Source organism: Nocardioides allogilvus, assembly GCF_003047285.1.
GTDB lineage: Bacteria > Actinomycetota > Actinomycetes > Propionibacteriales > Nocardioidaceae > Nocardioides > Nocardioides allogilvus.
On record NZ_PZYX01000008.1, the window covers coordinates 72,781 to 90,977 of the forward strand.

Genomic DNA, 18,197 nt, shown 5'->3' on the forward strand with positions numbered 1-18,197 from the left:
CATTTACCATTCGATTTCGTTGGACGCGTACTGCCCGCAGTTGACCCGGAGCGCCCGCTTCGTCTCGCCCCACCAGGTGATCGGCGTCGATGAGGTGGTGGTCTTCGCCTCCGCGGTGAAGTTCTTGCGTGTCTGCCAGTAGCCGTTGCCGAGGAGGTTGAAGGACCAGACGTCGACCGAGCAGCTCAGGGCCTTGCCCTGGTTGGTGTAGGCGACGTTCACGAAGGCGCAGCTGGGTTCCTCGCACGAGCCGCCGCTGCTGTCGACGCTGTGGCAGTTCGTCGCGGCGTCCGCGGCCGTGGAGCACTGGGCGCCCTTGCTGATCGTGAAGCTGGGCGGCGGCGGATCACCGGAGTCGACCTGTCCGTAGACCACCGCCTGACCGCGGTTGGCCGGGCTGTCGTCGAAGAGCCGCACCTCGATGCTGGTGCGCTTGTTGTAGTCGTCGACCGTGACGACGTGGGTGAACGAGAACGGCCCGGGACCGCTCTGCGGGCGCACCTGCTCGACACCGCCGTCGACCTTGATCCCGACGGCCGCCGCGTCACCGTTGGAGGTGCCGCTGATCGTCCAGGTGACGGTGAGCCCGTTGACACTGGGGCTGACGTCGTTGAGGTGGGCCCGGGTCAGCGGACCGTAGGTCTGGACCGACTTCGGCTCGGAGGTGCTGCAGCCGACCCTGGCCGCGTGCTCGTTGCACATCCGCATCTGGACGGAGTACGGCGCGTTGTTGCCCGGCGTGGACACGAGCTCGTTGATGATGGCGCCCGGGGTGACCGCTCGCTCCCAGACGACTCCCCCACCGACGATGATGGCGGCCTGGGCGAGGTTGCCCCGCGACTCGGGGGCAGTGCCCGTGACCTGCACCTGGTTGTCCACCCCGGTGGGGGTGGCCGTGAAGGGGCCCCAGTTGGCGGGCTTGCCGATCGCGTCGAAGACGACCGGTGCGCTGGTCGGGGAGCTGTTCTCGATGTTGTGGGCCTGTACGACGTAGTTGTACTTCGTGCCGTCGTACTTCACGCCGCTGTGGGTGCACGTCGTGGCCTGGATGCGCGTGCAGCCGGGCACGGGCGTGAGCGCCCCTCCGTCGGCGGAGTAGGAGAGGGTGTAGAAGGTCGGCGCGGGACCCTCCGGTGCCGTCGGCGTCCACGACGCGCTGATGTCCGTGGCCTGCAGGCCGGACTGGCGGTCGACGACACGCAGGCCCGCCGGGGCGAGCGGCGTCCCGAGGGACTGCATCAAGGCAGACTCCCTCGGCAGCGACCAGCCGGCACCGTTCTGCGACTCGACGGAGAAGGTGTACTTCTTGTTGTTGTCGAGGTCGGTCACGGACAGGGTGTTGCCGGCGACGGGGACCGCATGTCCCTGCCAGCGCACGAGGTACTGCTTGATCGGCGTCGTGCTCTGCGGCTTGGACCACCCCAGCGTGATGGTGTGGTCACCGCGCGAGACCATCTTGATGTTGGCGACACGCCCCGGCTTGGTGTCGGCGTAGGCCGTCTCCGACAGCTCGCTCCACGGCCCCAGGCCCACCTTGTTCACCGCGCGCACGCGGAAGTTGTAGTCCTTCTGCTCCTTGAGTCCCGGGAAGTCGCACTCGTTGGTGCGACAGGTGCGCTGGTCGCCGGACCTCGTCTCGATGATCCGGTAGCCGGTGATCGGGGAGCCACCGTCGTCCTTGGGTGCGAACCAGCCGAGGCGGATGGAGCCCTTCTCCACGTTCTCGTAGGAGTACGGCTTGCTCGGCTGACCTGGCACCCCGGCGACCTCGACCTCGATCCTGCCCTCCGCCCGGCGAGCGGGGCCTGCGGACGAGTCGTCGATGTCGCTCATGACGACGCGGAAGACGACCTTCCCGCGGGCCTCGGCGCCCGCACGCAGGGTGACTCCCGACCGGCCGTCGGGGCTCGCGCTCACGCCCGAGCCGCTGATCAGGTCGACGTCCACGAGCGTGGGTGTCGGGTCCGCGACGCCGGACTCGAGGTAGCGAGCCAGCTCGAGGTCGAGCGAGGTGCCGGCCTCGATCTCCTGGGCACGGACGGGCAACATGCTGGGCGGTGGGGCGCTCGTCAACCGGAAGCGGATCTCCGCCGGCAGGCTCTCCCCGGCGGTGACCGTGAGCGTGGCCTCTCCGCCACGGCCGGCGTTCTCGTCCGCTGAGATCTCCAGCACCGGGCTCCCGTCACCCGACACCGTCAGCCCCTCGAGGCTGTTGCTCCACTCGGCGCGGTAGTCCAGGTCAGGGGCGTCTGCGGGGTCGAGGGTCCACACGTTGCAGAAGGACTCGACGTCCAGGTCGTAGCTCTCCCCCGCCGAGATGGGGATGGTGGCCTGCGGACACTCCAGGACCGGCCTGTCGTCCCCGACCTGGACGGGCACCGACAGCAGGGCGGTGTAGCCGTCGGTGGGGTCCTGGGGATCCTCGTTGCCGGCTGCGTTCGTCGCCGTGGTCACCTCGACGAGCAGCGCACCGGGACCGCGGTAGCCGTCGCGGGCGGTGACCTCGAACGAGTCGTCGTCCACGCGCGTGGACTCGAGCTCACTCGGTGAGGCCGAGACGGAGCCGCGACCGGTCAACCGGAGCTGTCCTCCCGACGGGTTGACGACGTAGTCCTTGAGCCTGCCCTTCGCCGAGCCACCCTCCTTGAGCTCGATCAGCGCATCGGGCTTGACGTAGGGAATCCCGGTCCCGGTCGGCGGGACGTACAACGAGGCGGTCGCTGCCGCTCCATCGGCGTCCTCGACCCGGAAGGGGACGACGATCGGGTTCAGACCGCGGTTGACCTTGATGGTGGTGCCGGCACGGTTGACACTCGGTCGGCCCTCGGTGCCGATCACCTCGGTGACGTGCAGGTCGCCCAGCGTGCCGTCGGGATCGTAGGCGTCCTCGAGGACGTTGACCGAGACGCTTCCGCTGTCGTCGGCGCGGCCGAAGGAGTCATGGACGACCGGCGGGTTCTTGTAGGCGTCCGCGGTGTCGACGCGCAAGGTGGCGATCGAGGAGAAGACGCCGTTGCTGATCTCGTAGAAGACCGTCCGCGCCGCTCCCCGGGCGGTTTTCGACGCCGGGACGGAGACGAGGTCGGTCTCCGGGTCGTGGGTGACACCCTCGGGCGGGTCGATCAGCCGGATCGCGACGTCGTCGCCGGGCGAGATGTAGTCGTTGGCCAACGGGTCGAGGACCGCCGTGCGGCCGGGTTCGACAGTGACCTGGTCGGCCACGGCCAGCGGGGGCTGGGGCTCCCCCTGGGGCACCACGGCCACGCGCACGGTCCCGGTGGCCACGGCACCGCGGCTGTCGACAACGGAGTACTCGAACTCGTCGGTGCCGGCAGTGCGCGGGTAGGCCTGGTAGGTGAGGTAGTTGCCGCCGAACGACGTCACGCGGCCCCGCGTCGGCGCCGAGGTGATGCCCGCGATGGTGACCGGGTCGCCCTCCGGGTCGATCCCGCTGCCGGGCAGCCGCACCTTGATGACGTCACCGGAGACCGCTCGGGCCTCCAGCGTGGGCGGCTCGGGCGGGGTGTTGGGGTCGTCGGCCGGGGTGACGATCACGATCAGGCGACCGAGGGCCTTGTCCCCGGTCGTCGACTGCGCGACGTAGCGCACCTCGAAGGAGTCGCGCTCCTTGAGGTCGGGGGCGATGTAGCGGACGTTGCGACCGGACACGAGCGCGGTTCCGACATCGCCCTTCACGTCGACCGGCACGTCGATCTCGAGCTCGCCCGGCACCTCCTGCGCGGTGTCCGCGACCAGGGAGAGCCGGTCGCCGGAGGGCGAGATGTCGTTGTCCAGCACCGGTGCGGTGACCGACGTGCCGGCCCGCACGTGCACCCGGTCGGTCGTGGTCACCGGGGTGTTGTCGGCCGGCGCCGGTCGCTGGCTCACCGAGACCTCCCCCTCGATGCCCGAGATGGAGCCGTTGCTGATGGTGTAGTTCACCAGCTGCGGGTTGGGCGCGAGGTCACCCTGGCGCGAGGAGATCCGCAGCCAGCGGCCGTCGATGATCGCCACGTCGAGCTGGTTGGGGTTCTCGGCCGTCGCGTTCTGCACGACGAGCAGGCCGCCCGCCGGATCGAGGTCGTTGGCCAGGACATCGACGATGCCGGCGTCCTGGTCGTAGACGGTGACGTTGTCCGGCATCGTGATCGGGGCCCCGGGCGACTTGGGCCGGGGGCGTACGTCGATGCGCACCGTCGCCGCGTCGAGCTGGGCCTTGCCGAACGCGGCGTCGTACTCGATGAAGTAGGTGTCGGGATCGTCGGCGATGAACGTGATGACGCCGTTCTCGACATCGGTCTTGATGGTGGCGCCGGTCTGGTCGGTGATCTTGCCGCCGAGCGCGAGCTCGGCGTTGGGGGTGCCTGGATCCGACCCGGGCAGGTCGTTGAGCAGTGGCCGGATCTTGATCGGCTGGTCCTCCTCACCACGGACGACGTCCGGCTGGGCGACGGCCGGGAACGTCTGGCGGTCGAGGCGTTCTTGGACCTCGAAGGTCAGCAGCTCCTTGACGGGCTCGGAACGTCCGTCACTGACGAGGTACTCGACCCGGTAGGTCTCGCCGCCCTCGCGCGAGCCGGTGAACCTGACCCGGCCGTCGGACGTCGTCCGGGCCACCGCGCCCGAGTCGCCGGCTCCCAGCACCACGGCCGAGTCCAGGACGAGGGAGTCACCGTCGCTGTCGTCTCGCCAGTCGGCGAGCACCGGGATGGTCACCGAGCTGTTCGCGGCGGTGCGCCAGGTGCGGGGCTCGAAGCCCTTGCGCAGGGCGGGCTGCTCGTTGTCTGCGCTCCCTCGCACGTCCACGCTCACGGTCGCGTGGGCGCTGAAGTTGTTGCGCCCGTCGTCGATGAAGTAGTCGAACGAGGTGGCGCGCGCCTTCTGCGGCAGCTGCAACAAGATGGTCTGGCCGTCCGGGCTGATCTCGGCCGTGGCACCTCCGGTCGGCTGCTCGACGTCGATGATGCTCAGCAGCCGGCCCTCGGGGGCGGAGTCGTTGTCGAGGGGGTGCAGCACCGTGGTGCGGCCCGCGCGGGCGCCGTACTGGTCCGGCTTGGCCTCGGGCGGGGTGCGATCGCCCGTGGTCTGCTGCTGGTTCTTCTGGTCCTCGTCCTTCGATTCCTTGCTCGTGGTGAAGGCGGTCCAGTTGTCGATCTCCTTCGGTTCCGGCGAGTCCAGGTCCCAGACGTTGCCGCTCCGGTCGTCGTTGAGGACGATCTGGCCACGGTTGACCCGGAAGGAGAGATGGCTGGACCTGGCGACCAGGGTCGAGGACGTGGCCTCGTCGTCGCCGCACTGGACCGTCACCGCCCCGTTGCCGCCGGACCAGGCGGCGTAGGAGCAGGCACCCAGCCGGACCGGCGCGATGGGGGTGCCGCCCCCCTCGTCCACGACGGTGCTGGTGCCGGACTCGAGGTCGATGCTGAGCAGGGCGTCGGGCGAGGCCACGAGCACCGCGTCCGCGTCCGGACCGGGCTGCTGGAGCACGCTGTCGGCAGGCACCGTGGCCGAGGCGCCGTCGATCACGGCGAGCTCCCCGGACGTCGCATCGAGCGTGACGACGTGCTCGCCGACAGCGGTGAGCGACGTGGGCTCGCCGGCAGGAGCGGGCAGCTCGGTCTCGCGCGGCTTCTCGAAGGTGTCACCCGTGGGCACGACGTAGGTGAGCGTCCCCTCGTCCGCGGAGCTCGCGACGACCGTGCCCGACTGGGTGATCGTCAGGGCAGCCGCGTCACCGACGGACGTCAGGGGCTTGGCCTGGACGTCCAGCGACGTGATCAACGGCTTGCCACGCTGGGGGTCGAGCTGCACCGCCCAGAGGTCACCGTTCTCACCATCGACCGAGGCGAACGTCCCCGCCACCATCCGCTGTTCGCCGACCGGTGGCAGCGAGATCTTCCCGGTCGGGTCCAGCTTGGAGGTCAAGGGGTCGATGACCTGCGCGGTGTTGGCCGTGCGGTCGATCGCTGCGACCGCGGCTCCGTCCTGGACGACGTCGAGGCGGCGGTCGCTGCCGTTCTCACCGAAGACGACCGTGTCGAGCTGGTTGATCGGCTTGTTGATCCGGCCGAAGATGCCGCGGTCGCCGTGGACCACCCAGATGCCACCGTCGTTGAGCTGGGCGACGTGGGCCTGGTATCCGTCGGCGGCCACGGCGTAGCCGATGACCGCGCCGGCCGCGAGCACCAGGGCAGTGTTGGACGCCACGGCCACCTTGTGCCGACGAATGAAACCAGCGCGTGCCACCTGCGTCCCCCTACACGACAAGTGCGACCCACCCGAAAGTCGCACCGTGAGCGTATGTAGGTGTGCGCTCGAGGACAAGTTGAGACAGAGTGGCATCTCATCGGGGACGATGGTGAGGGTCACGCTCCCGGGCATGGGGCAGGGTAGGACAGCAGTGGCCACTCAATGGGGTGAGGAGGCAGTCGTGGTCGTGGAGACCAGGTACGCCGCAGGGGACGGCGTTCTCCTCGGTGCGGGCGATCACTGGGTGCTCATGACCGACCCCGGGGACGACGACGTCCTGGACGAGATCTGGGACGTGGTCTCCGGAGCGCGCGCCAGTGACTCCTCCGTCACCGAGCAGGTGCTGGCGATCGTCGACAAGGCGTTCGCGGGCGAACCTCCGGGTCTGGCCATCGTCGACCTGGCCCAGGGCGGCTCCACCTCCGTCTCGCGCGGACGCGGGCACGTCCGCGTCTCCGGTGCCGACCGCATCCTCTCGCTCGACGGCGGCGCGGATCCGGCGGCCGTCCCGCGACTGCGTCGCCTCGCGGGTGGGGTTGTGGCCGCGTCGCGCGCGACGCTCAGCCCGCTCGCCCACCGTGTCTCGCCGCCCCGGGTGCACGCGTCCCCGGCGCCGATCGCAGGGGGGCCGCTCATCGACGGCATCCCCGACGAGATCCTCGCCGCGACCGGACCCGACGGACCACCCCCTCGCCCGCGCCGCCGGCCCACCGACGAAGCCGGGCACGACACCGGTCCCCTGGGCGACACGACCGAGCCCGGACCCGGGTTCGTGGAGCGCATCTCCGAGGGCGCGCACACCACGATCCAGCCGGCGACCGCCGACGTCGCCTCCGGGCTCCTCGACCCCCACGTCGACGACGCGGACGACGACCACGACGGGTCGACGGTGCACCGGCCCGAGCTCGCATCCCACCTGCGCCACGGCACCAGCGACACGGTGCTCGCGGTGAGCTGCCAGACCGGTCACCTCACACCGGCGGACAGCAAGGTGTGCCGGGTGTGCCGCCAGCCGGTCGCACCGCAGGAGCCACGACGGGTGCCGCGACCGGTCCTGGGCGGGCTGCGCCTCCCCACGGGCGAGGTCGTGCCGCTCGATCGAGGCGTCGTGCTGGGCCGCAAGCCCGCCCCGCTGGAGGGCAGCACCGACTGGCCCCACCTCGTCCACCTGCCCTCGGACCACACGTTCGTGTCGCGCATGCACCTGCACATCGAGCTGGACGGCTGGAACGTGCTGGCGCGCGACCTCGACTCTCGTGGTGGCACGATGCTCACCATGCCCGGACGCGAACCGGAACGAATGCGCGCCCGTGAGGCCTATGTCCTCGAGCCCGGTTGCAGCCTCGACCTCGCCGAGGTCTACGAGGTCCGCTTCGAGGTCGGTCCGGTGGTGCCGCGGTGAGTGCCCGATGAGTGCACCTGTCATCGCTGGCTTCACGTTCGTCGAGCACCTGGGCAGCGGCGGGTTCGCCGACGTCTTCCTCTACGAGCAGCACTGGCCGCGGCAGCGGGTCGCCGTCAAGGTCGTGCGCCCCGACGTACCCCTCAACGACCGTGAGAAGCAGCTCTTCACCGCCGAGGCCAACGCGATGGCCACGCTGGCCGACCACCCCTACATCGTCTCGGTGATCACCGCCGGGGTCACCGTCGAGGGCGGCCGGCCCTACCTCGTGATGCGCTACTGCCCGCCGCCTGACCTCGGCGTGCGGGTGCGCTCCAACCCGATGGCGGTCGTGGACGCCGTCAGCACCGGCATCAAGCTGGCCAGCGCCATCGAGACCGCCCACCGCTCCGGGATCCTGCACCGCGACATCAAGCCCAGCAACGTGCTGGTCACGACCTATCACGAGCCCGCGCTCACCGACTTCGGGATCGCCGGCCACATCGCCGACGTCGAGGGCGAGAGCGACGTCCGCATCTCCTACCCGTGGTCGCCGCCGGAGCTGCTCGACGGCCGGTCCAACGGCTCGGTGGCCTCCGACGTCTACTCCCTCGGCGCGACGATCTGGCACCTGCTGGTGGGCCGGTCGCCGTTCTCCATCCCGTCGGGCGACAACTCGACGCGCGCCCTCAGCGCTCGCATCCTGCACGCCGCCGCGCCCGCCACCCAGCGCTCGGACGTGCCGCCCGCGCTCGACCGGCTGCTGCAGCAGTGCCTGGCCAAGAACCCCGCACACCGCCCGCAGAGCGCGCTCGACCTCGCCCGCAGCCTCCAGCAGATCGAGGCGGCCGCGAACTGGCCCCGCACCGTGGTCGCGGTCGAGGGTGACCGTCCCGACACGTCGGTGCGGACGCCGGATCCGGAGCCCGAGGAGGACCGCACCGTCATGAAGGCGGTCACGGTCATCTCGGCGTCCGGTCCGCGCCGGATCGCGACGGCGCAGACCGAGCCCGACACCGACGAGCGTCCTGTCTCCGGGTTGGTCTGGGCCGTCATCGGCGTGCTGGCCACGGTCGCCCTGATCGGTGGGCTGATCCTCACCGGAGGTGGGCGCGGCGACTCCCCCACGCCGACCCAACCGTCGACCTCCGACACCCCGTCGCCGCTCATCCCCGACACCCTCACCTCGCCGCCCAACCTCAGCGGGCAGCGCTCGGGAAGCTCCGTCGTCTTCCGCTGGGACAGCCAGGACTCCGTGGAGGCCGGCGACGAGTGGATCTGGCAGGAGATCGGCACCGACGCGTTCGAGCGCACCAGCAAGCGTTCGGTCCGGGTCAGCAGCACCGAGCAGGTGTGCCTGGAGGTGCGCCAGGTGCGAGGCTCCGACGAGTCCCCCACGGCCAACGAGTGCGTGCCCTGAGCGGATCGCGAGCCCCGCAGCCACGTGCGGCAAGTGGTCGGCTCATCCTCGCGGCACTCGCCCTGGCCTGTACGCCGCTGGCGACTCCTGTCCACGCGGCCGACGACTCCCGGGTCGATCGGCTGCTGGCCGCCGTCGAGGTCGTCGACACGGCGCCGTACCACCCGGGCTATGACCGCGACTGCGACCCGGGCGCCTGCGTCTTCGGCGAGCCGTGGACCGACGATCACGACGGGCCGTTCGCGCACAACGGCTGCACCACCCGCGAGGACGTCCTGCTCCGGCAGATGCGCGACATCGAGATGCGCTGGGGATCGCGGTGCCGCATCTACGACGCCCGCCTGCGAGACCCCTACACCGGGCGGCGGCTGACGTGGCGCACCGACGGCTACTACATCGCGATCGACCACGTCTACCCACTCGCCGAGGCCTGGCACGGCGGCGCGTGGGCGTGGAGCCAGCGCCGCCGGGTGGCGTTCGCCAACGACGTACGCCGCGAGCTGCTGGCCGTGTCCGCCAGCGCCAACGACGACAAGGTGGCCTCGAGCCCCTCGGAGTGGCTGCCGCCCCGGAGGGCCTACCACTGCACCTACGTGCGGAAGTACCTCCGCGTGGCGGTGGCCTGGGGGCTGCCGATCACCAGCGCCGACGAGGCCACCATCCGTCGCCTCGACTGCTAGCTAGTCGTTGTCCCAGTCGCGGCGGGGGCCGGTGGCGGCGTCCTGCTCGGCGGCACTCATCCGGGCGGAGACGACCAGCGAGGCCACTGCAGTGATGGCCAGCGTGCCGATGATGACCACCAGCGAGAGCCAGATCGGGATGTCCGGGGCCCACTTGACGTGCTCGCCGCCGTTGATGAACGCCAGCTCGTTCTCGTGCAGGGCGTGCAGGATCAGCTTGACGCCGATGAAGGCGAGCAGGAACGCGAGGCCGTAGGAGAGGTAGATCAGGCGCTGCAGCAGGCCGCCGATGAGGAAGTAGAGCTGGCGCAGGCCCATCAGCGCGAAGATGTTCGCGGTGAAGACGAGGTAGGGGTCCTGCGTCAGGCCGTAGATCGCCGGGATCGAGTCGAGCGCGAACAGCAGGTCCGTGGTGCCCAGGGTGAGGATGACCAGGAACATCGGCGTGATGACGCGCTTGCCGTTCTCGACGCTGAACAACTTGGTGCCGTTCCACTCCTTGGTGGCCGGCAGGTGGTTCTCGGCGAACTTCACCAGCCGGTTCTCCTCGTACTCGTCCTCGTCCTCGCCGCCCTCCTTGGCCAGCTTGACGGCGGTGTAGACGAGGAACAGACCGAAGAGGTAGAAGACCCAGCTGAACTCGTTGATCGCAGCCGCGCCGATCACGATGAAGATCGCGCGCATCACCAGCGCGAGCACGATGCCGATCATCAGCGCCGTCTGCTGGTACTTCCGCGGCACCGCGAAGCTGTTCATGATGATGATGAAGATGAACAGGTTGTCGACCGACAGGCTGTACTCGGTCAGCCAGCCGGCGAAGAACTCAGCACCCGGGTTGGGAGAGAGCTCGTGCGGCTGCGCGAAGACCAGCAGCGCGACGCCGAAGGCGATCGCCAGGCCGACGAAGAACGCGAGGTGGCGGGACACCTCGCCCATCGTCGGCTCGTGCGGGCGACGAGCGATCACGAGCAGGTCGACCATCAGGACGCCGACGGTGACGACCAGGGTGATCGCCCAGACAGTGGGTGAGGCGACCGAGTCGCCGAGCAGTGAGTTCACGTGGTGCTTCTCCTCCGGAGTGGACCAGGATTGTGCGAGCGGTGGGCTGCGCGCATTCGTACGCTCCGGAGGTCTCTTCCGCTCGGTGCTGGGCACACGAACCGATGGCACCGGGTGCGGGCTCGCGCCTGCGCCGTACTGACGACACCACCACGGGGGAATACTCCCCTCCTGGGCCGTCAGTCTGTCATGCGTGTGTACGGCGACGCGAACTCAGCGACCGCCGAACGGGACCCCGAGCTCGGCCAGGCGGGCAGCGCCGCCGTCGATGGCCGTCAGCACCCACGCGCCCTCGGGCGTGAGGGTGAAGGTGTGCTCGAAGTGGGCGGCCATGGACCCGTCGACGGTGGCGACGGTCCAGTCGTCCTCGAGCAGGTCGGTTTCCTTGCTGCCGAGCGTGACCATGGGCTCGACGGCCAGCGCCAGGCCCTCCACCAGCGTCGCGCCCTTGCCCGGGCGACCGAAGTTGGGGACGTTGGGCGCCATGTGCATCTCGGTGCCGATGCCGTGGCCGGTGTAGTCCTCCAGGATGCCGTAGCGGCCCTGGGCGCGGACGTGCTGCTCGACGGCGTGCGAGATGTCGGTGACCCGCCCGCCCAGGCGAGCGGCCGCCAGACCGGCCCACAGGGCGCCCTCGGTGACCCGCATCAGCTCGGTCACCTCGGGGGCGACCTCACCGATCGCGACGGTGATCGCGGCGTCGCCGTGCCAGCCGTCGACGATCGCGCCACAGTCGATGGAGATGATGTCGCCCTCGCCCAGCACGCGCGCCCCGGGGATGCCGTGCACCACCTCGTCGTTGACCGACGCACAGATCGTCGCCGGGAACGGCGGGTGGCTGTAGCCCTTGAACGACGGGATGCCGCCGTGGTCGCGGATGTTGGCCTCCGCCAGGGCGTCGAGCTCGCCGGTGGACATCCCGGGACGGGCCGCGGAGCGCAGGAGCTCGAGCGTCTCGCCGACCAGGAGTCCCGCGACCCGCATCTTGTCGATCTGGTCGCGGGTCTTGATCTCAAGGCCCCGGTTGGCGAACACCACGGACCCGGTCAGCTCTGGGGCACGACGTCGAGCGCGTCGAAGATGCGCTGGGTGACGTCGTCGATCTCGCCGAGGCCGTCGACCTCGATGAGCAGGCCGCGGTCGCGGTAGACCTCGATGAGTGGAGCCGTCTCCTCGGCGTAGATCTCCTGGCGGCGCCGGATGACCTCAGCGGTGTCGTCGGCGCGGCCCTCGGTCTCGGCGCGCTGCAGGAGGCGGTCCACGACCTCGTCCTGGTTGACCGTCAGCACGACCACGGCGTCGAGCGCGTGGCCGGTGTGCTTGATCATGCCGTCGAGCTCTTCGACCTGGGCCAGGGTGCGCGGGTAGCCGTCGAGCAGGAAGCCGGGCTCGGCGTCGGGCTCGTCGATGCGGTTGCGCACCATCTGGTTGGTGACCTCGTCGGGGACGTATTCACCCGCGTCCATGTAGCGCTTCGCCTCGACACCGAGCTCCGTGCCGCTGGTGACGTTGGCACGGAAGATGTCGCCCGTGGAGATCGCCGGGATCGCGAAGTGCTCGGCGATGAACTTCGCCTGCGTACCCTTGCCGGCACCGGGCGGGCCCATGATGATGAGTCTCATTTAACGCAGGAACCCTTCGTAGTTGCGCTGCTGGAGCTGGCTCTCGATCTGCTTCACGGTGTCCAGCGCAACGCCGACCATGATCAGGATCGAGGTCCCACCGAAGGGGAAGTTCTGGTCGGCGTTGATCAGCGCGAAGGCGATCAGCGGGACCAGCGAGATGAGACCGAGGTAGAGAGCTCCAGGGAACGTGATGCGGGACAGGACGTAGGACAGGTAGTCCTCGGTCGGCTTGCCCGCCCGGATCCCGGGGATGAAGCCGCCGTACTTCTTCATGTTGTCCGCGACCTCTTCAGGGTTGAAGGTGATCGAGACGTAGAAGTACGTGAAGAAGATGATCAAGAGGAAGTAGACCGCCATGTAGATGGGGTGGTCACCGCCCACAAGATACTTGTTGACCCACTGCAGCACGGGTGACGTGCTGGCCTGGTTGAACTGCACCGCCATCGCCGGCAGGTAGAGCAGCGACGAGGCGAAGATGACGGGGATGATGCCGGCCTGGTTGACCTTGAGCGGGATGTACGTCGACGAGCCGCCGAACATCTTGCGTCCGACCATGCGCCGGGCGTACTGCACGGGGATGCGGCGCTGGGCCTGCTCGATGAAGATGACGGCCGCGACGAGCAGCAGGCCGATGATCATGACGATGCCGAAGACCACCCAGCCCTGCGAGGACTGGACCGCCCACAGCGAGGCCGGGAAAGTCGCGACGACCTGGCAGAAGATGAGGATCGACATGCCGTTGCCGATGCCGCGGTCGGTGATGAGCTCGCCGAGCCACATGATGACGGCGGTGCCGGCGGTCATGGTGATGACCATGGTCAGGAAGGTCGAGGTGCTGTTGCTGTGCAACAGCTCGCGCTCACAGCCCTGGAGCAGGTTGCCGGAGCGGGCGAGCGCCACGATGCCGGTGGCTTGCAGCAGCGCGAGACCGAGCGTGAGGTAGCGCGTGTACTGCGTGATCTTGGTCTGCCCCGCCTGGCCTTCCTTCTTCAGCGCTTCCAGTCGCGGGATGACCACGACGAGCAGCTGCAGGATGATCGAGGCCGTGATGTAGGGCATGATCCCGAGCGCGAAGACCGTCAGCTGGAGCAGCGCACCACCGGAGAACAGGTTGACGAGCTGGTAGAGGCCGCTGGACTCGACGTCGTTGAGACAGGCGTCGACGTTCGCCACGTTGACACCTGGCGTCGGCACCTGGGAGCCGAGGCGGAAGATCATGACAATCAGCAGGACGAACAGCAGCTTGCGCCGCAGGTCCGGCGTGCGGAAAGCGTTGGCGAACGCGCTGAGCACAGGATCCTCTTTCTGATGCGTTGCCGACGCAGGAGGTGTCCTGCCTCGGCCGGTGAAACCCTCGATGAACTACTTCTGGGACTGCCTCCGCGAGGGCCCGGGAGAGCCTAACAGTGAGGTCACTGCCTGGTTGCCCCGGTGAACGCGCAAGCCCGGCCGCACAGTTCCCACTGTTCGGCCGGGCCGCGTACTACTGAGCTGGGCTGATGGTCCTCAAACCACCGTGGCGCTGCCGCCAGCGGCCTCGATCTTCGCCTTGGCGGAGCCCGAGAACGCGTCGACGCTGACCTGGACGGCGACGGAGATGTCGCCCTGGCCGAGCACCTTGACGGGCGAGCCCTTGCGGACGGCACCCTTGGCGATCAGGTCCTCGACCGAGACGGCCCCACCCTGCGGGTAGAGCTCGGCGAGCTTGTCGAGGTTGACGACCTGGAACTCCACCTTGAACGGGTTCTTGAACCCCTTCAGCTTCGGCAGACGCATGTGGATCGGCATCTGGCCACCCTCGAAGGCGACCGGGACGTTGTAGCGAGCCTTGGTGCCCTTGGTACCGCGGCCCGCGGTCTTGCCCTTGGAAGCCTCACCACGACCCACGCGGGTCTTGGCAGTCTTCGCGCCCGGTGCGGGGCGCAGGTGATGCAGCTTGAGAGCACCCATGTCAGTCGACCTCCTCGACCGTCACCAGGTGACGGACGGTCTGGACCATGCCCCGGATCTCCGGGCGGTCCTCCTTGACGACCACATCGTTGATCCGCTTCAGGCCCAGCGAGCGCAGAGTGTCGCGCTGGTTCTGCTTGAGACCGATGAGGCCCTTGTTCTGCGTGACCTTGAGCTGTGCCATCAGGACGACACCCCCGCAGCGGCAGCAGCCGCTGCCTCTTCGCGACCCGTCTCGCGGGCACGCAGGATGGCGGCCGGGGTGACCTGCTCGACGGTCAGACCGCGACGAGCGGCAACCTGCTCGGGCTCTTCCAGCATCTTCAGCGCCGCCACGGTTGCGTGGACGATGTTGATCTGGTTGGAGGAACCGAGCGACTTGCTCAGGACGTCGTGGATGCCGGCGCACTCGAGAACCGCGCGCACCGGACCACCGGCGATGACACCGGTACCGGGGGACGCGGGACGGAGCAGGACGACGCCTGCAGCCTTCTCGCCCTGGACCGGGTGCGGGATGGTGCCCTGGATGCGGGGAACCTTGAAGAAGGACTTCTTGGCTTCCTCGACACCCTTGGCGATCGCCGCGGGAACTTCCTTGGCCTTGCCGTAGCCGACGCCGACGAGACCGTCGCCGTCGCCCACGATCACGAGGGCGGTGAAGCTGAAGCGACGACCACCCTTGACGACCTTGGCAACTCGGTTGATGGCTACGACTCGCTCGATGTAGACAGACTTTTCAGCGCCGCCACCGCGACGGTCGTCACGCTGACGACGGTCGCCCGAGCCGCCGCTGCGCTGTCCGCGCTGGGCTCCGCTCATGAGATGTGCTCCATATCTAAGATCTCTCTCTTACCGCGTTGGCGATCAGAACGACAGTCCGCCCTCACGGGCGGCGTCTGCAAGGGCCGCGATGCGGCCGTGGTACTTGTTGCCGGCGCGGTCGAAGACGACTGCGTCGATGCCTGCGGCCTTGGCGCGCTCGGCTACGAGCTCACCAACCTTCACGGCCTTGGCGGTCTTGTCACCTGCGGCGGCGCGGACGTCGGCCTCCATGGTGGAGGCGTAGGCCAGCGTCGCACCCTGCAGGTCATCGACGACCTGGACAGAAAGGTGCTTGGCCGACTTGGTGACGACGAGACGCGGACGCTCGGCAGTGCCGGAGACGCGCTTGCGGCCTCGGACCTGACGGCGCAGACGCGACTTGACGCGACCAGCGGTGTGCTTGTTGTTGCTCAGTGAGATAGCCATGTCACTTACCGGCCTTTCCGACCTTGCGGCGGATGTGCTCGCCGGAGTAACGCACGCCCTTGCCCTTGTAGGGCTCAGGCTTGCGCAGCTTGCGGATCTTGGCCGCGACCTCGCCGACAAGCTGCTTGTCGATACCGACGACGCCGAGCTTGGTCGGGCCCTCGGTCGTGAACGTGATGCCCTCAGGTGCGTCGAACACGATCGGGTGTGAGTAGCCGAGCTGGAACTCGAGCTGCGTGGGGCCCTTGGGCAGAACGCGGTAACCCACGCCCACGATCTCGAGCTTCTTCTCGTAGCCCTCGGTGACACCGACGACCATGTTGCTGATCAGGGTGCGGGTCAGACCGTGCAGCGAGCGGCTTTCGCGCTCGTCGTTCGGGCGGTTGACCGAGAGGACGCCGTCCTCACCCTTCTCCACCACGATGGGCGAAGCCACGGTGTGGCTCAGGGTGCCCTTGGGGCCCTTGACGGTGACCGTCGCCTGGTCGATGGCAACATCGACACCGGACGGGACCGGGATGGGGAGCCTGCCAATACGCGACATGCTTGTTTCTCCTTCTGGTCTAGTAGTCCGGATTACCAGACGTAGGCGAGGACTTCGCCGCCCACGCCCTTCTGGTTGGCCTGGCGGTCGGTCAGGAGGCCCTGGCTCGTCGAGATGATCGCGACACCGAGCCCGCCGAGGACCTTGGGGAGACCCGTGGCCTTGGCGTAGACCCGGAGACCGGGCTTGCTGATGCGGCGGACCCCGGCAATGGAGCGCTCGCGGTTGCGGCCGTACTTGAGCGTGACGATCAGCGTCTTGCCGACCTCACCCTCGGTCGGCTCCTTCACGTCGAACGACGTGATGTAGCCCTCCTGCTTGAGGATCTCGGCGAGGCCTTCCTTCATCTTGCTGAAGGGCATCGACACCTCGTCGTGGTACGCCTGGTTGGCGTTGCGCAGACGCGTCAGCATGTCTGCGATCGGGTCAGTCATGGTCATAGCTGGATGTTCTCTCTCTTCTGTGGTTTCCGCACGGGGCGGACCTTCAGCGGTTGTGAGGTGAAGTCTGGTGGCTTACCAGGAGGACTTGGTCACGCCGGGCAGCTCGCCACGGTGTGCCATCTCGCGCAGGCAGATCCGGCACAGGCCGAACTTGCGGTAGACCGCCTTGGGGCGGCCGCAGCGCTGGCAACGGGTGTAGCCACGAACCGCGAACTTGGGCTTGCGGGCGGCCTTGACCTTCAGCGAAGTCTTCGCCATGTCAGTTCTCCTTGAACGGGAAGCCGAGCTGCTTGAGCAGGGCGCGACCCTCGTCGTCGTTGGTGGCGGTGGTGACGACCGTGATGTCCATACCGCGCGAGCGGTCGATCTTGTCCTGGTCGATCTCGTGGAACATGACCTGCTCGGTCAGACCGAAGGTGTAGTTGCCACGGCCGTCGAACTGCAGGCTGCTGAGTCCACGGAAGTCGCGGATGCGCGGCAGCGCCAGCGACAGGAGGCGGTCGAGGAACTCCCACATGCGGTCGCCACGCAGCGTGACGTGGGCACCGATGGGCATGCCCTCACGCAGCTTGAACTGGGCGATCGACTTGCGAGCCTTGGTCACCGACGGCTTCTGGCCGGTGATCGCGGTCAGGTCCTTGATCGCGCCTTCGATCAGCTTGGAGTCGCGAGCAGCCTCGCCCACGCCCATGTTGACGACGATCTTGGTCAGGCCGGGGACCTGCATGACGTTCTTGATGTCGAACTCGGCCTGCAGCGCCGGCAGGATCTCCGCGCGGTAGCGAGCCTTCAGGCGCGGGATCTCGGTGGTGGTCTCAGCCATCTCAGATCTCCTTACCGGTCTTGCGCGACACGCGAACGCTGCGCTGGGCGGGGTACGTCGAACCGTCGGTGCGACGCTTGGTCACCTCGTCGCGACGGAAGCCGACGCGAGTGACGCCGTCACCCTCGACGAGCATCACGTTGCTGACGTGGATGGGAGCCTCGGCGGTGATGATGCCGCCGGTGTTGCCACCCTGGACCGCCTTGGTGTGCCGCTTGATGCGGTTGACACCCTCGACGATCACGCGCTCCTCCTCGCGGAGGACCGAGATGACCTTGCCTTCGGCGCCCTTGTCCTTGCCTGCGATCACCTTGACGGTGTCGCCCTTCTTGATGTTCATGCCCTTACCCATCTCTCACAACACCTCGGGGGCGAGCGAGATGATCTTCATGAAGCGCTTCTCGCGCAGCTCGCGACCCACGGGGCCGAAGATGCGGGTGCCTCGCGGCTCGCCGTCGGCCTTGAGGATGACGGCAGCGTTCTCGTCGAAGCGGATGTAGGAACCGTCGGCACGGCGACGCTCCTTGACGGTGCGCACGATGACGGCCTTGACGACGTCGCCCTTCTTGACGTTGCCACCGGGGATCGCGTCCTTGACGGTGGCGACGATGACGTCACCGATGCCGGCGTAGCGACGGCCCGAGCCACCGAGAACACGGATGCAGAGGATCTCCTTTGCACCGGTGTTGTCGGCGACCTTGAGTCGCGACTCCTGCTGGATCATTGATATCTCCTGGTTGTCGAGCTGGTTCTCGAGATCTCAGTGGGATCTCGA

Annotated in this window: 18 protein-coding genes; 3 read left to right on the forward strand and 15 right to left on the reverse strand. The window is 68.3% G+C overall.

Annotated elements, in window-relative coordinates; translation table 11 throughout:
• Positions 1 to 3: 3 nt before the first annotated feature.
• On the reverse strand, positions 4 to 6,207 hold the full coding sequence (locus C9J87_RS12975) for an Ig-like domain-containing protein (RefSeq protein WP_157953194.1): 6,204 nt from the start codon (positions 6,205 to 6,207) through the stop codon (positions 4 to 6).
• A 223-nt stretch (positions 6,208 to 6,430) separates the two neighbouring features.
• Here C9J87_RS12975 and C9J87_RS12980 point away from each other — a divergent pair, with 223 nt between their 5' ends.
• From C9J87_RS12980 to C9J87_RS12990, 3 genes are read left to right on the forward strand one after another with little or no spacing between them, the layout of a single operon-like run.
• Entirely contained in the window at positions 6,431 to 7,651 is a 1,221-nt protein-coding gene (locus C9J87_RS12980; protein ID WP_036490067.1) for an FHA domain-containing protein, read from the forward strand.
• Positions 7,652 to 7,658: 7 nt separating this feature from the next.
• A complete protein-coding gene (locus C9J87_RS12985; protein ID WP_010831733.1) occupies positions 7,659 to 9,050 on the forward strand; it encodes a serine/threonine-protein kinase in 1,392 nt (463 codons plus the stop codon).
• The gene (locus tag C9J87_RS12990; protein WP_010831732.1) at positions 9,038 to 9,730 is read left to right on the forward strand and encodes an HNH endonuclease family protein; all 693 of its coding nucleotides are present in this window, start codon (positions 9,038 to 9,040) and stop codon (positions 9,728 to 9,730) included. Before C9J87_RS12985 ends, C9J87_RS12990 begins: the two co-directional genes overlap by 13 nt.
• On the opposite strand, the gene C9J87_RS12995 is transcribed toward C9J87_RS12990, so the two are convergent.
• The 14 genes from C9J87_RS12995 to rplN form a co-directional block, all read right to left on the reverse strand.
• A complete protein-coding gene (locus tag C9J87_RS12995) occupies positions 9,731 to 10,789 on the reverse strand; it encodes a TerC family protein (protein WP_010831731.1) in 1,059 nt (352 codons plus the stop codon).
• A 213-nt stretch (positions 10,790 to 11,002) separates the two neighbouring features.
• Positions 11,003 to 11,824, reverse strand: a complete 822-nt coding sequence (gene map / locus C9J87_RS13000; protein WP_408635557.1) for a type I methionyl aminopeptidase — start codon at positions 11,822 to 11,824, stop codon at positions 11,003 to 11,005.
• Between the two features lie 11 nt (positions 11,825 to 11,835).
• Entirely contained in the window at positions 11,836 to 12,411 is a 576-nt protein-coding gene (locus C9J87_RS13005; RefSeq protein WP_010831729.1) for an adenylate kinase, read from the reverse strand.
• Positions 12,412 to 13,707: a preprotein translocase subunit SecY gene (gene secY / locus C9J87_RS13010; protein WP_010831728.1), complete on the reverse strand. Its 1,296-nt coding sequence runs from the start codon at positions 13,705 to 13,707 to the stop codon at positions 12,412 to 12,414. It lies immediately after the preceding gene.
• A gap of 213 nt (positions 13,708 to 13,920) precedes the next feature.
• Complete coding sequence (rplO, locus tag C9J87_RS13015) at positions 13,921 to 14,364, reverse strand: 50S ribosomal protein L15 (RefSeq protein ID WP_010831727.1); 444 nt, start codon at positions 14,362 to 14,364, stop codon at positions 13,921 to 13,923.
• A gap of 1 nt (position 14,365) precedes the next feature.
• Positions 14,366 to 14,548 carry a 50S ribosomal protein L30 gene (gene rpmD, locus C9J87_RS13020; RefSeq protein ID WP_010831726.1) on the reverse strand — a complete coding sequence of 61 codons (183 nt, stop codon included), beginning with the start codon at positions 14,546 to 14,548 and terminating at the stop codon, positions 14,366 to 14,368.
• Positions 14,548 to 15,183, reverse strand: coding sequence for a 30S ribosomal protein S5 (gene rpsE, locus C9J87_RS13025; RefSeq protein ID WP_010831725.1), 636 nt, complete (start codon positions 15,181 to 15,183; stop codon positions 14,548 to 14,550). Before rpsE ends, rpmD begins: the two co-directional genes overlap by 1 nt.
• A gap of 45 nt (positions 15,184 to 15,228) precedes the next feature.
• Complete coding sequence (gene rplR / locus C9J87_RS13030; protein WP_010831724.1) at positions 15,229 to 15,612, reverse strand: 50S ribosomal protein L18; 384 nt, start codon at positions 15,610 to 15,612, stop codon at positions 15,229 to 15,231.
• A gap of 1 nt (position 15,613) precedes the next feature.
• Complete coding sequence (rplF, locus tag C9J87_RS13035; RefSeq protein WP_010831723.1) at positions 15,614 to 16,156, reverse strand: 50S ribosomal protein L6; 543 nt, start codon at positions 16,154 to 16,156, stop codon at positions 15,614 to 15,616.
• 32 nt (positions 16,157 to 16,188) lie between these two features.
• Complete coding sequence (rpsH, locus tag C9J87_RS13040) at positions 16,189 to 16,596, reverse strand: 30S ribosomal protein S8 (protein WP_010831722.1); 408 nt, start codon at positions 16,594 to 16,596, stop codon at positions 16,189 to 16,191.
• A gap of 75 nt (positions 16,597 to 16,671) precedes the next feature.
• On the reverse strand, positions 16,672 to 16,857 hold the full coding sequence (locus tag C9J87_RS13045) for a type Z 30S ribosomal protein S14 (RefSeq protein WP_010831721.1): 186 nt from the start codon (positions 16,855 to 16,857) through the stop codon (positions 16,672 to 16,674).
• 1 nt (position 16,858) lies between these two features.
• Positions 16,859 to 17,422 carry a 50S ribosomal protein L5 gene (gene rplE, locus C9J87_RS13050; protein ID WP_010831720.1) on the reverse strand — a complete coding sequence of 188 codons (564 nt, stop codon included), beginning with the start codon at positions 17,420 to 17,422 and terminating at the stop codon, positions 16,859 to 16,861.
• A gap of 1 nt (position 17,423) precedes the next feature.
• The gene (gene rplX, locus C9J87_RS13055) at positions 17,424 to 17,774 is read right to left on the reverse strand and encodes a 50S ribosomal protein L24 (RefSeq protein ID WP_232211567.1); all 351 of its coding nucleotides are present in this window, start codon (positions 17,772 to 17,774) and stop codon (positions 17,424 to 17,426) included.
• A gap of 3 nt (positions 17,775 to 17,777) precedes the next feature.
• Positions 17,778 to 18,146 carry a 50S ribosomal protein L14 gene (rplN, locus tag C9J87_RS13060; protein ID WP_010831718.1) on the reverse strand — a complete coding sequence of 123 codons (369 nt, stop codon included), beginning with the start codon at positions 18,144 to 18,146 and terminating at the stop codon, positions 17,778 to 17,780.
• Between the last annotated feature and the right edge of the window lie 51 nt (positions 18,147 to 18,197).